Genomic DNA, 11,836 nt, shown 5'->3' on the forward strand with positions numbered 1-11,836 from the left:
CTCTTCAGGCTTGAAACTTCGTCATATCACGAATCACGGCAATTTCATGGGTAGCGACCTCTCCGCTCGCAACCCTCGCCCGGTGTGATCGCAAAACCACATTTCTGGCCAGAACACTACCGCCGGCAGCTTCACCTTGACACCGGGCAATGCTCATGAAAACTTTTTAAGCATGAAATAATAATGCCTAATTTTAGGGCAAAAAAAGGGAACAAAAATCATGATCAGCATCAGCGAATTTCTCGCCCGCGTGCCAAAGATCGAACTCCATTTGCATCTGGAAGGCAGCATCCGGCCGGAAACGGCGCTGGCGCTCTCGGTCAAGAACGGGGTGAAACTGCCACCGTTCAAGGAGGTCAAGGATCTCTATCGCTACGAGACGCTGGAAGAATTTCTAACGATCTACACAGCCGTCTCCGACAGCGTGATTTCCGCCGACGACTATCGCCGCATCACCTACGAAATGCTGCAAAGCTGCGCCGGCAGCAATGCCCGTTACGTCGAATTCTTCTTCTCGCCGCAGGTGCATTTCGCCAACGGCGTCTCCTTCGACACGCAGATGGACGGCATCCTCACCGGCATGGCCGATGCGGAACACGATTTCGGCATCGTCAGCCGCATTGCGCCGGGCGTGAACCGCGAACTCGGCCCGGCCGCCGGCGAGGAGCTTCTCGATATGATTCTCGCTCGCGGCGATGAAAAGCTGATCGGCATCGGCCTCGATTTCAACGAAGCCCCTTTCCCGCCGGAGCCTTACGGCCCGCTCTTTGCCCGCGCCCGCAAGGCGGGCCTCAACGTCACCGCCCATGCCGGCGAAACCGGTCCTGCCGATTTCGTCCGCCGCTCGATCGATTCTCTTGGCGTCCGGCGCATCGACCACGGCTACCATGTCGTCGATGACGAGGCGCTGATGGCGCGCTGCCGCGACGAGGGCATCCTCTTCACCGTCTGCCCCTCGACTAGCGCCGTCACCTCGCCCTGGCACGACCTCTCGGCACCGGATCATGCCATTCGTCAGATGAAGGAGTTCGGATTGAAGGTGATGATCAACAGCGACGACCCGCCGATGTTCTTCACCGATCTCGGCGGCGAATATGAAAAAGCGGCGCAACAACTCGGCTTTTCGCCCGCGGATATCCGAACATCCATCCTCACCGCCATCGAGGGGTCCTGGCTGGACGACGCGACCAAGAAGAGCTGGTCGTCCGCCTGGGCCGCTGAAATCGATGCGCTGATCGCCGAAACCGCCTGACGGGGCCAGTCGATACGGACGGCCTTTGCCATCCGATTTCTCGCCTGAGCCCCCCCAACCTCTGCTCTGCCGTTTCCAACGGCACAGACAGCAGCTTTGCTGCCGTGGCATCTTCTCTTCGCCATCCTGGATTCGGAGAGAACGATGATTGCGCTGTGGATCGTGTTTGCCGGCTTTGTGGCCACCGCCATCTTCGTATCGGCAACGGCCTTGGCAGGTCGGGCTTTCGGGCTTCGACCGCAGACGATTTCCTGTGGTGCCGGCCCGGCGCCGGTCACAATCCGGCTTGGAGGCTGCGATTTTCGTCTCGGCATCATCGTCCTCGCCGGCTCGGTGCGTTTTGCCGAAGACGAGCGCAGCGTCGAAAGCCTTGCCGTATGGCAACAGGTGCTGCTGCATCTGAGCGGCGTTGGCGCCCTGCTGCTTGCGGCGATCCTGCTTGCCGGAGTGGACGAACTTCATCTCGCCTGGCGGGCCGCCACGACACTGGTAACGTTTTCCCTGTCGCCGCTCGATCACGACGCGCTGTTCCGCGACGCTCTCGCCGTCTATGCAGCGCTGCCGGTATCCGGCAAATTTGCCGCAATCTTCGCCGTGTTTGCGGGCGTCAACCTGCTGCCGATCGCGGTTTTCCCCGCCGGCGGGATCGTCATCGCCGTTGCCGATCGTCTTGCCGGCCTGCCCCGCGACGATGGTGTCGTGCGGATCTATCTGCTCGCCAGCCTCGCCTACATGATCTGGATCTTGCTTCTGCTGCTTGCCCAAGCCTGGCGCCTTGTTCAGCAGAGCGGCTTGATTTGACAAGGGAATCACCGAGACATCGAGCGAATCGGAATGAAACCAGAACATGGGTTCTGGCCTTTCAATCCCGAATCACTACATTACGCCGCATGAGCAACGGTTTTGACGATATTCCCTTCTTCGACGAAGAGCCTGACGAGGCTCCGCGTCGGCCGCAGCAACCCGCCCCGGCCCCGCAGCCGACCGGCGGCATTGCAGCGCGCGCCATGGCCGCCCGCGACGGCAATCGCCCGCCGGCCGCCTATCTCTCCGGCCTGAACCCGGAGCAGCGCAAGGCCGTCGAGACCGTTGATGGCCCCGTTCTCGTACTCGCCGGCGCCGGCACCGGCAAGACGCGGGTGCTGACCACCCGTATCGCCCACATCCTCGCCACCGGCAGCGCCTATCCCTCACAAATCCTCGCCGTCACCTTCACCAACAAGGCGGCGCGTGAGATGAAGGAACGCATCGGCGTGCTCGTCGGCGAGATGGTCGAAGGTATGCCGTGGCTCGGCACCTTCCACTCGATCGGCGTCAAGCTTTTGCGCCGTCATGCCGAACTCGTCAGCCTGCGTTCCGATTTCACCATTCTCGATACGGACGATGTCGTCCGCCTGATCAAGCAGCTGATCCAGGCCGAAGGCCTCGACGACAAGAGATGGCCCGCCCGCCAGTTCGCCGGCATGATCGATACCTGGAAGAACAAGGGCCTCGGCCCGGCTGACATCCCGGAAGGCGATGCCCGCGCTTTCGCCAACGGCAAGGGCCGCGAGCTTTACCATGCCTACCAGGCGCGCCTGAAGACGCTGAACGCCTGCGATTTCGGCGACCTGCTGATGCACCCGATCAGCATCTTCCGAAACCATCCGGATATCCTCAAGGATTATCACGCCCGCTTCCGCTACATCCTCGTCGACGAGTATCAGGACACGAATACCGCACAATATATGTGGCTGCGGCTGCTCGCCCAGCGGCCGAAGGGCGTGCCGCAGAATGTCTGCTGCGTCGGCGACGACGACCAGTCGATCTACGGCTGGCGCGGTGCCGAAGTGGACAATATCCTGCGCTTCGACAAGGATTTCCCGGGCGCCGTCATCATCAAGCTGGAGCGCAACTACCGCTCGACTGAACATATCCTCGGCGCCGCCGGCCACCTGATCGCGCACAACGAGGGACGCCTCGGCAAGACCCTGTTCACCGAACGCGCCAATGACGACGACGAGAAGGTCGTTGTCCACGCCGCCTGGGATTCGGAAGAGGAAGCCCGCGCCGTTGGCGAGGAGATCGAGCGGCTGCAGCGCGGCGATGCCGACGGCAAGAAGCACAATCTCAACGACATGGCGATCCTGGTGCGCGCCTCCTTCCAGATGCGCGAGTTTGAAGACCGTTTTGTCACGCTCGGCCTCAACTACCGGGTCATCGGCGGCCCGCGCTTCTACGAGCGCCTCGAAATTCGCGATGCCATGGCCTATTTCCGCCTCGTCTGCCAGCCGGCGGACGACCTGGCGCTGGAGCGCATTATCAACACGCCGAAGCGCGGTCTCGGGGATACCACGGTGCGCGCCCTGCACGACTATGCCCGCGGTCGCGACACGCCGATGCTGGCCGCAGCCGGCGAGCTGATGGATACGGACGAATTGAAGCCGAAGGCGCGCAAGGCGCTGTTCGACGTCGTCACCGATTTCCGCCGCTGGCAGAGCCTGCTGGAAACCACGCCACACACCGAACTTGCCGAGCAGATCCTCGACGAGAGCGGCTACACCGCCATGTGGCAGAATGACAAGTCGGCGGAAGCGCCGGGGCGCCTGGAAAACTTGAAGGAACTCATCCGTTCCATGGAAGCCTTCGAAAGCATGCGCGGCTTCCTGGAGCATGTCTCGCTGGTGATGGACGCCGAGCAGAACGAAAACCTCGACGCCGTCTCGATCATGACGCTGCATTCCGCCAAGGGCCTGGAATTCGACACCGTCTTCCTGCCGGGCTGGGAGGAAGGCCTGTTCCCGCACCAGCGCGCCCTCGACGAAGGCGGCCGCTCCGGACTGGAGGAAGAACGCCGCCTCGCTTATGTCGGCCTGACGCGCGCCAAGCGGCGCTGCCACATCTGGTTCGTCTCCAACCGCCGTATCCACGGCCTGTGGCAATCCACCCTGCCCTCGCGATTCCTCGACGAACTGCCACCGGCGCATGTCGATGTCGCGGCTTCGGACAATTCCTACGGCGGTTATGGCGGCCGCGGCGGTTACGGCCAGTCGCGCTTCGACAAGGTCGATACCTTTTCCAACAACTATTCGACGCCCGGCTGGAAACGCGCCCAGGCCAACAAGACCGATGCCACGCGCACCAACTGGGGCACACGCTCCGGCCATGCAGTGGAGAGGATCGGTTATGGGGAGAGCGGCCCGAAGAGCCGGACGATCGAAGGGGAACTGGTTGCCAAGTCGACCGCGGATGTGCCTTCGAAATTCACGGTCGGCGACCGCGTGTTCCACATCAAGTTCGGCAACGGCAATGTGTCGGCCATCGAAGGCAACAAGCTGACCATCGATTTCGACCGCGCCGGCCAGAAAAGGGTTCTGGATGGGTTTGTCGAGCGGGCCTGAGCCCGCTCGCCTGCGTCGATCAGATTACCGCAGAGCGCGGCGCTTCTGCCCTGCCTTGCCGTCATCGGCGGAAGCCGTGAACGAGCGCCAGCCGGACATCTTCGGCACGATGACCATCGTGTCGATTTCACCGCGCTGGAAGGCCTTCAGGAATTTCGGATAGTTGGCAAAAGCAACGCAACCATGTGAATCGCCGCGGCGTTTCAAGAGGTAGCTGTGAGCCAGCAGGCCGGTGCGGCCAAGCGGCGCAATGCCGTTGGTCGGCGTCAGGCGGATAGCAGCAACGCCATAGAACAGGCTTTCACGCATCGACAGGCGATAGGTGCCGGCCGGTGTCGGCCCGCGCATCTTCACATGCGTGAACTTCGGGTTGTCGCGCATGGCGCCGATGCCGGAATGCGCCTCCAGCTTCTCGCCGTTCGGCATGTAGACCACGCCCGCCGAGATATCGTAATAGGCGACCTTGCCCTTGCGGCGCGGGATGACGGGAATGACATCGTCGTCGTCATCATCCATGGAAGCATCCGGGCTTGCATAGGCAAGCTCGCGCTTGCCCGTACGCTTGCCGTCTTCCTTGTCCTTTTCAGGCTTTTCGATTTCCACTTCCGCCTGAATTTCCGGCCGGGAAACCGGCAGCGGGATTGAATCCGGCAAATCCGTCATGGTCGCAGCCGGATCGGCGAGAACCAGGTTGAACGGTTTTGGCAGGAGATCCTCCTGCACCGCCGTCGGCTCGACCAGTGCGGTCGCCAGGATCGGCTGCACCACCGCCGTGGCGCTGGCCGCAAACTCCTTCTCTGCCCTCGACCCGGTAAGCGCCGCAACCGCCACGACCGGCGTCGTATCGACAACCTGCTTCACCGACTTGATGGAGGCGACAGCCGTCATTCGCGTGTGCGACAGGCGGATCGCGTCCGCCGTCAGCTTGCCATCCTGCGTCTGCTCCTTGCCGGAAACATCAAGCCGCGCCAGCACCGCCATCTTTTCCCGCGACGAGCGGATCGCATCCTCGGTCAGACCGCTCTGGGCGATCCTTTCCGACAGAGGCAATTGCATGCGCGAGAACTTGCTTGGCTGGACCCGGCGCTCCGCCGGTGTCGCCCGAATAATCGGGTTCAGCGCCAGTGACGCTTCCAGACGATTTCCGGCCCCCGGGGCGTAAGACGTCGCCATGGTCTGCATGGTGGCAAGCGTTGCCATCATCCATGAGACGGCAGCGATGCCGGCACAGGCGGTAACAACCCCGCCCAGAAACCGGCGACCACGTGCCCGCCGGCGAATTGCGACTGATGAAGCTTCGGAACGACCGAACTGTTTGACGCTGGACGCCATGATACTCGTTACCCAATACGCATTACTCAATCCGGCTCGTGCCTTTTCGGGCTGTCCGCCGGGGCCGGTATACTGGCGACCGGCATTGCGCTTTGCGCTCTTCTGCCGTGTCGACTCGGGGGAAGAATGACAAACTATGGTAACCAAATCCTTTATACGGAGTGGACAATTCGCCGGAAGTCCTGGCCTGGCACACGTTGGGCGCGACATCTCCATTCAGAAGGACGACAGACAGCATAGCCACCGCGACGCATGCCGGGCAGATGCAAGCTTCAGATTCGGATGTACTTTTCAGGCGATGCGGCTGCGTATATTGCAATTGCGTCATGAAAACGGCACGGAATATGCCTGCGCGCAAAAATCCCGCAAAAAGTCACATTTTTGGTTGTTGGGGGCCTGTCCGCGCCGATGCCTAGCCCCCGAAGGCGGGCAATCGGCCAAGCCACGTCGTCCGGGATTCGTAGGCGGCGGCGACCTGAAGCACGGCCCTGTCAGCCCTCGGACGGCCGATGATCTGGATGCCTGCCGGCAACCCTCGGTCGTCGAAGCCCGCCGGCATGGCGGCAGCGGGCAGGCCCGCCATTGTCGGCCCGATCACCACCTCCATCCAGCGGTGGTAGGTGTCCATCGCCCGCCCGGCAATCGCCTTCGGCCAGTCGAGCGTGACGTCGAAGGGGAAGACCTGCGCCGATGGCAGGATCAGGAAATCGTAGGTCGCAAAGAGATCGCAGACGTAACGGTACCAGTCGCTGCGCACGCCGGAGGCGGCATGAACCTCGGCGGCGGACAACCGCTGGCCGTTTTCGATTTCCCAGATCATTTCCGGCTTCATGAAAGCGCGCTTTTCCGGATCGGCGTAATCGGCCTTCTGTCCCCCGGCGACAAGGAAGTGACGCAGAGTCCGCCAGCTTTCCCAGAGTCGGCCCATCTCGAAGCTTTGCGTTACGTCCTCCACATGGCATCCCATGCCGGAAAATACGGCCAGCGACTGGCGGCAGAGTTCCAGCACGCCATCCTCGAATGGCAGGTAACTCTTGTAATCACCAAGCCAGCCGATCCGTGCGCCGGCAAAATCCGGCAACGGATCGAGCGAAAAATCTTCCGCCGGCAGCGACAGCGGATCGCGCTCGTCATAACCGGCCTGCACGGAAAGCAGCGCCGCGACATCCCGCACCGTCCGGCCCATCGGCCCGTTGACGGCGAGTTGGCCGAGGAAAAGCTCGTTGCCGAGCGCCGGCACGCGACCGAAACTCGGGCGGAAACCGACGACATTGTTGAAACCGGCCGGATTGCGCAACGAGCCCATCATGTCGCTACCGTCCGCCACCGGCACCAGCCGTGAGGCCAGCGCCGCCGCCGCGCCGCCGCTCGAACCGCCGGCGCTCTTGGTGGGATCATACGGATTGCGTGTCGCACCGAAGACGGAATTGTAGGTGTGGGAGCCCAGCCCCATTTCCGGCGTGTTGGTCTTGCCGATGATGATCGCTCCGGCGGCGCGAATGCGCTCGACCTGGATATCGTCGAAATCCGGCACGAAATCACGGTAGATCGGCGAGCCGAAGACACAGGGCAGTCCCTTGGCCTCGGAAAGATCCTTCACCGCATGCGGCAGGCCGTGCATCCAGCCGCGCGAACGGCCGGCTTCCAGTTCGGCATCGGCCGTGGCCGCCTCGCCGAGCAGCACATCCCTGTCCCGCAGGCTGACGATCGCATTGACCTTCGGATTGATCGAAGCGATGCGGTCGAGATAGGCGGCCATCACCTCACGGCAGGAAAGCTTGCGGTCGTGGATGGCGGCGGAAAGGTCGAGGGCGGAAAGCGAGGTGATGTCGGTCATGATGGCTTCGTTGGCTCGTCGAATGTCGATGATGGAGGCTTAGCAGGAGTCGCGGCTCTTGCCTGCGGAATTTTGCACGACCGTCGTTCTTGATCTCACGGCGCGATCTTGGCATCGTGCGGCCGTCATCCCGCCTCAAGGAAACCAGCCCCATGAAAGCCCTGCTGCTCATCGACATCCAGAACGGTTTCTGCCCCGGCGGCAATCTTCCCGTGGCGGAAGGCGACCAGGTGGTGCCTGTTGCCAACAGCCTGATCGACAGCGGCCGCTACGACCTGATCGTCGCCTCGCAGGACTGGCATCCGGCCGGTCACGGCAGCTTTGCCTCTGCCCATCCCGGCAAGGCGCCGTTCGACATGGGCGAACTGTCCGGCAAGCCGCAGATGATGTGGCCGGATCATTGCGTCCAGGGCTCCAGCGATGCCGAATTCCATCCCGACCTGAAAACCTCGGCCATCGACCATGTGCAGCAGAAGGGCCAGAACCCGGCCGTCGACAGCTATTCCGCCTTCCGCGACAACGACCAGGCGGCCCTCACCGGCCTCGCCGATTACCTGCGCCAAAAAGGGGTGACGGAACTGGATATCGGCGGCCTGGCGACCGATTACTGCGTCAAGTTCTCGGCGCTCGATGCGGTGGAAATGCTGCCCGGCGTCAAGGTCCGCTTCATCGCCGACGCAAGCCGCGGCATCACCGCCGAGGGTGTCGCGGACGCCATTGCCGACATGCGCAGCAGCGGCGTCGAGATCACCGACAGCAAGGCTGTGCTCGCCGGATAGACGTCTGGTCTGCACCGCAGTCCAACCCTCGATCACAGCACAAGACAGCGACGGCCAGCCCGCCCCGCCGATGCCTTTCCATGCGGGTTTTCCTGTTTTAGCGTCATTGAAAACAAGGCCAGACACCCCCATCTGCATAGTTATTAAGCCGATTGCCTTTTTGCAATGCACAGGGTAGGAAACAGCCGCATTTCTTGGGGTATGAGCGGTGTTGTGGGGAGATTATACCGCACTGCCGCAAAGACGGAGGACCCGGCATGGAGATCATCACCAGCATCGTTGCGCTGCGCGAGCGTCTTGCCATCCATAGGCGCGCCGGACGGTCGATCGGCCTGGTGCCGACCATGGGTTACCTTCATGTCGGCCACATGCAGCTCGTCGCCCGCAGCCGCGCCGACAACGATGTCACCGTCGTCTCCATCTTCGTCAATCCGCTGCAGTTCGGCGCCAATGAAGATCTCGCCAAATATCCCCGTGACCTCGAACGCGATGCCGCCATGCTGCGCGCCGCCAAGGTGGATTTCCTGTTTGCCCCCGGCGTCGAGGACATGTATCCGCGACCGATGGAGACGGTGGTCGATGTGCCGTCGCTCGGTGCCGAGCTGGAAGGTGCCGTCCGCCCCGGGCATTTTGCCGGCGTCGCCACCGTGGTCACCAAGCTGTTCAACATCGCCCAGCCCGACAAGGCCTATTTCGGCGAAAAGGACTACCAGCAGGTCGTCGTCATCCGCCGCATGGTCGAGGACCTGGCGCAGCCGGTGCGCATCGTGCCGGTGCCGACGGTGCGTGAGTCGGACGGTCTCGCCTGCTCCTCACGCAACGTCTACCTGAATGCACAGGAGCGCGCCGCTGCGGTGATCGTGCCGAAAACGCTGGCGGAAGCCGAACGCCTCTATCACAGCGGTCTGCGCGATGTTGCCGCCTTCGAGGATGCTTTGAAGCGTTTCGTCGCCACCGAGCCGCTGGCCGATCCGGAAGTCGTCGCCCTGCGTGATCCCGACACACTGGAAGAAATCGATACCATCGGTGATAGTCCGGCACTGGTGCTGCTCTATATCCGCATCGGCAAGACGAAGCTGCTCGACAATTGCCTGATCGGCAAGTCGCTGGCCGAAACCCACCGGGCCGCCTGAGATGAGCGCCGTCGGAGCCCAGCGGCGCCTCAGCCCCGCCGCCATTACCGCCCTCAAGGGCGAACGCCCCATCGTTTCGCTCACCGCCTATACGACGCCGATTGCCCGGCTGCTCGATCCGCATTGCGACCTGCTTCTCGTCGGCGATTCGCTCGGCATGGTGCTCTACGGGCTGGAAAGCACCGTCGGCGTCACCATGGAAATGATGATCGCCCACGGCCAGGCGGTGATGCGTGGCGTCAAACGATCCTGCGTCATCGTCGACCTGCCCTTCGGCAGCTACCAGGAATCCAAGGAACAGGCTTTTCGCAATGCCGCCCGCATCCTCAAGGAAACGGGGTGTGACGGCGTCAAGCTCGAAGGCGGCGAGGAAATGGCCGAAACGGTCGTCTTCCTCACCAGTCGCGGCATTCCGGTCTTCGGCCATGTCGGGCTGATGCCGCAGCAGGTGAACACGACGGGCGGTTACCGCTCGCTCGGTCGCTCGGAAAAGGAAGCCGCCAAGATCCGCCGCGACGCCCGCGCCATCGCCGAGGCCGGCGCCTTCGCCGTGGTGGTCGAGGGCACGGTCGAGCCACTGGCCCGCGAGATCACGGGTAACATCGCCATCCCCACCATCGGCATCGGCGCCTCACCGGCCTGCGATGGACAGGTGCTGGTCTCCGACGACATGCTCGGCCTGTTCAACGACTTCAAGCCGCGTTTCGTCAAACACTTCGCCGAACTGGCGCCGATTGTCTCTCAAGCAGCGGAAGATTATGCGCGCGAGGTCAAGGAACGGCGCTTTCCGGGGCCGGAGCATACGTTCCAGGTGAAGAAGTAACGGCTGACTGGCAAGCCGCCATTCGCTCAACGCCGTCTTCCTCTCGCTCAAGCCCGTCATCCTCGGGCTTGACCCGAGGATCTGCCGACGTCTGCCAAGAAGCCGACGGTAGAGAGCGCATCTGGCATGCTTGGATCCTCGGGACGAGCCCGAGGATGACGTCAGAGGGGCTGTTTCGCCTCTTGGCAGCCAAGCCAGCCGGGAGGTTACCGCCGTTCCTCCACGGGCTTTTCCAACAGATAGACGGCATCCGCCACATCGTCCATTTTCGCGACAAACGTCTGGTGCGCGGCCCGCAGTCCCTGATTGTAGTGATAGGGGCCGATCAGCTCCGACATGAAATCGAGCAGCAGCTCGGCCGGCAGCGCGCCGATCTCCTGGTCAAGTTCGTCATCGAAATAGCTGCGGATGCGCTCGACGAGCAGCGCCTTGGCGGCCTTTGCGATTTCGACCTTCATGAGCCTCCTCCCCTTGCGTCGCCGCGCAATGCTTCACCGGAATCAATCGATCCATAAGGCATATTTGATTGCGGCAAAAAGCGCATCGCATTAAGGCTGCCTGATCTTCAGGGAAAGCGGCAGATGGACAGATCGGAATTCATGGAAGGCGTGCGTGGCGGGTTTCCCGTCATGGTCTCGGCGGCACCGTTCGGCGCACTTTTCGGCGCCGTCGCCGTCGCCAACGGCCAGACGATCGCCGAAGCGACGCTGATGAGCGCCACGGTGTTTGCCGGCGCCAGCCAGCTGGTCGGCATCGAGCTGTTCGGCCACAAGGTGCAGCCCTGGCTGATCATCCTGTCCGTGCTGGCGGTAAACTTCCGCCATATCCTCTATTCGGCGGCGATCGCCCGCTTCATCCGGCATTTTTCGCCGCTGGAAAAATTCCTGACCTTTTATGTGCTGACCGATCCGCAATTCGCCCAGACGGTGCAGCGCGGCGAAACCGGCCGCAAGGTGACTTTCGCCTGGTACGCCGGCTTTGCCGTCATCATCTATTTTCCCTGGCTGGTGATGACGGCGCTCGGCGGCGTCTCCGGCAAGCTGATCGGCGATCCGAAGATCATCGGCCTCGACGTGCTGCTACCGATCTATTTCATGGCGCTGGTCATGGGGTTCCGCAGGAAGCCGAACTTCATCCCCATCGTCGCCGTCAGCGCTGTCGCCTCGGTGCTGGCGCTGCAATTCGTCGGCTCGCCCTGGCATGTCAGCATCGGCGCCATCGCCGGCATCGTGCTTGCTGCCTTGTTGCCCATCGACAAGCAGGCAGCCGCCGCTCCGTCAACGGAACAGGAGGCATAGGC

At 62.5% G+C, this 11,836-nt stretch carries 10 protein-coding genes; 7 read left to right on the forward strand and 3 right to left on the reverse strand.

Going from position 1 to position 11,836, the window contains the following annotated elements; all coding sequences use genetic code 11:
- Window positions 1-220 precede the first annotated feature (220 nt).
- The 3 genes from add (at window position 221) to ACSQ3I_RS16365 (ending at window position 4,632) form a co-directional block, all read left to right on the forward strand.
- Window positions 221-1,252, forward strand: coding sequence for an adenosine deaminase (add, locus tag ACSQ3I_RS16355; RefSeq protein ID WP_436000604.1), 1,032 nt, complete (start codon window positions 221-223; stop codon window positions 1,250-1,252).
- Between the two features lie 144 nt (window positions 1,253-1,396).
- Entirely contained in the window at window positions 1,397-2,053 is a 657-nt protein-coding gene (locus ACSQ3I_RS16360) for a site-2 protease family protein (RefSeq protein WP_436000606.1), read from the forward strand.
- A gap of 89 nt (window positions 2,054-2,142) precedes the next feature.
- Window positions 2,143-4,632, forward strand: coding sequence for an ATP-dependent helicase (locus tag ACSQ3I_RS16365; protein WP_436000608.1), 2,490 nt, complete (start codon window positions 2,143-2,145; stop codon window positions 4,630-4,632).
- A 24-nt stretch (window positions 4,633-4,656) separates the two neighbouring features.
- Here the strand turns inward: ACSQ3I_RS16365 and ACSQ3I_RS16370 are convergent, their stop codons facing one another.
- Both ACSQ3I_RS16370 and ACSQ3I_RS16375 read right to left on the reverse strand, forming a co-directional pair.
- Window positions 4,657-5,964, reverse strand: coding sequence for a DUF2778 domain-containing protein (locus ACSQ3I_RS16370; RefSeq protein WP_436000610.1), 1,308 nt, complete (start codon window positions 5,962-5,964; stop codon window positions 4,657-4,659).
- A gap of 412 nt (window positions 5,965-6,376) precedes the next feature.
- Window positions 6,377-7,801, reverse strand: a complete 1,425-nt coding sequence (locus ACSQ3I_RS16375) for an amidase (RefSeq protein WP_436000611.1) — start codon at window positions 7,799-7,801, stop codon at window positions 6,377-6,379.
- 152 nt (window positions 7,802-7,953) lie between these two features.
- On the opposite strand from ACSQ3I_RS16375, the gene pncA reads away from it, so the two are divergent.
- From pncA to panB, 3 genes are all read left to right on the forward strand, one after another.
- Window positions 7,954-8,580, forward strand: coding sequence for a bifunctional nicotinamidase/pyrazinamidase (gene pncA / locus ACSQ3I_RS16380; protein WP_436000613.1), 627 nt, complete (start codon window positions 7,954-7,956; stop codon window positions 8,578-8,580).
- A 257-nt stretch (window positions 8,581-8,837) separates the two neighbouring features.
- Complete coding sequence (gene panC / locus ACSQ3I_RS16385; protein ID WP_436000615.1) at window positions 8,838-9,713, forward strand: pantoate--beta-alanine ligase; 876 nt, start codon at window positions 8,838-8,840, stop codon at window positions 9,711-9,713.
- Window position 9,714: 1 nt separating this feature from the next.
- Window positions 9,715-10,536, forward strand: coding sequence for a 3-methyl-2-oxobutanoate hydroxymethyltransferase (gene panB / locus ACSQ3I_RS16390; RefSeq protein WP_436000617.1), 822 nt, complete (start codon window positions 9,715-9,717; stop codon window positions 10,534-10,536).
- 206 nt (window positions 10,537-10,742) lie between these two features.
- On the opposite strand, the gene ACSQ3I_RS16395 is transcribed toward panB, so the two are convergent.
- Window positions 10,743-10,994 (reverse strand): DUF2164 domain-containing protein, encoded by a 252-nt coding sequence (locus tag ACSQ3I_RS16395; protein ID WP_436000618.1) that lies wholly within the window; start codon window positions 10,992-10,994, stop codon window positions 10,743-10,745.
- A gap of 123 nt (window positions 10,995-11,117) precedes the next feature.
- On the opposite strand from ACSQ3I_RS16395, the gene ACSQ3I_RS16400 reads away from it, so the two are divergent.
- Window positions 11,118-11,834: an AzlC family ABC transporter permease gene (locus ACSQ3I_RS16400; RefSeq protein ID WP_436000620.1), complete on the forward strand. Its 717-nt coding sequence runs from the start codon at window positions 11,118-11,120 to the stop codon at window positions 11,832-11,834.
- Window positions 11,835-11,836 lie beyond the last annotated feature (2 nt).

The organism is Rhizobium sp. LjRoot30 (genome assembly GCF_964253915.1).
GTDB lineage: Bacteria > Pseudomonadota > Alphaproteobacteria > Rhizobiales > Rhizobiaceae > Metarhizobium.

Coding starts and splice junctions, on each gene's coding strand:
- ACSQ3I_RS16395 (WP_436000618.1), bottom strand. CDS start 10,994: ATGAAGGTCGAAATCGCAAAGGCCGCCAAGGCGCTGCTCGTCGAGCGC.
- ACSQ3I_RS16365 (WP_436000608.1), top strand. CDS start 2,143: ATGAGCAACGGTTTTGACGATATTCCCTTCTTCGACGAAGAGCCTGAC.
- add (WP_436000604.1), top strand. CDS start 221: ATGATCAGCATCAGCGAATTTCTCGCCCGCGTGCCAAAGATCGAACTC.
- panB (WP_436000617.1), top strand. CDS start 9,715: ATGAGCGCCGTCGGAGCCCAGCGGCGCCTCAGCCCCGCCGCCATTACC.
- pncA (WP_436000613.1), top strand. CDS start 7,954: ATGAAAGCCCTGCTGCTCATCGACATCCAGAACGGTTTCTGCCCCGGC.
- ACSQ3I_RS16370 (WP_436000610.1), bottom strand. CDS start 5,964: ATGGCGTCCAGCGTCAAACAGTTCGGTCGTTCCGAAGCTTCATCAGTC.
- ACSQ3I_RS16360 (WP_436000606.1), top strand. CDS start 1,397: ATGATTGCGCTGTGGATCGTGTTTGCCGGCTTTGTGGCCACCGCCATC.
- ACSQ3I_RS16400 (WP_436000620.1), top strand. CDS start 11,118: ATGGACAGATCGGAATTCATGGAAGGCGTGCGTGGCGGGTTTCCCGTC.
- ACSQ3I_RS16375 (WP_436000611.1), bottom strand. CDS start 7,801: ATGACCGACATCACCTCGCTTTCCGCCCTCGACCTTTCCGCCGCCATC.
- panC (WP_436000615.1), top strand. CDS start 8,838: ATGGAGATCATCACCAGCATCGTTGCGCTGCGCGAGCGTCTTGCCATC.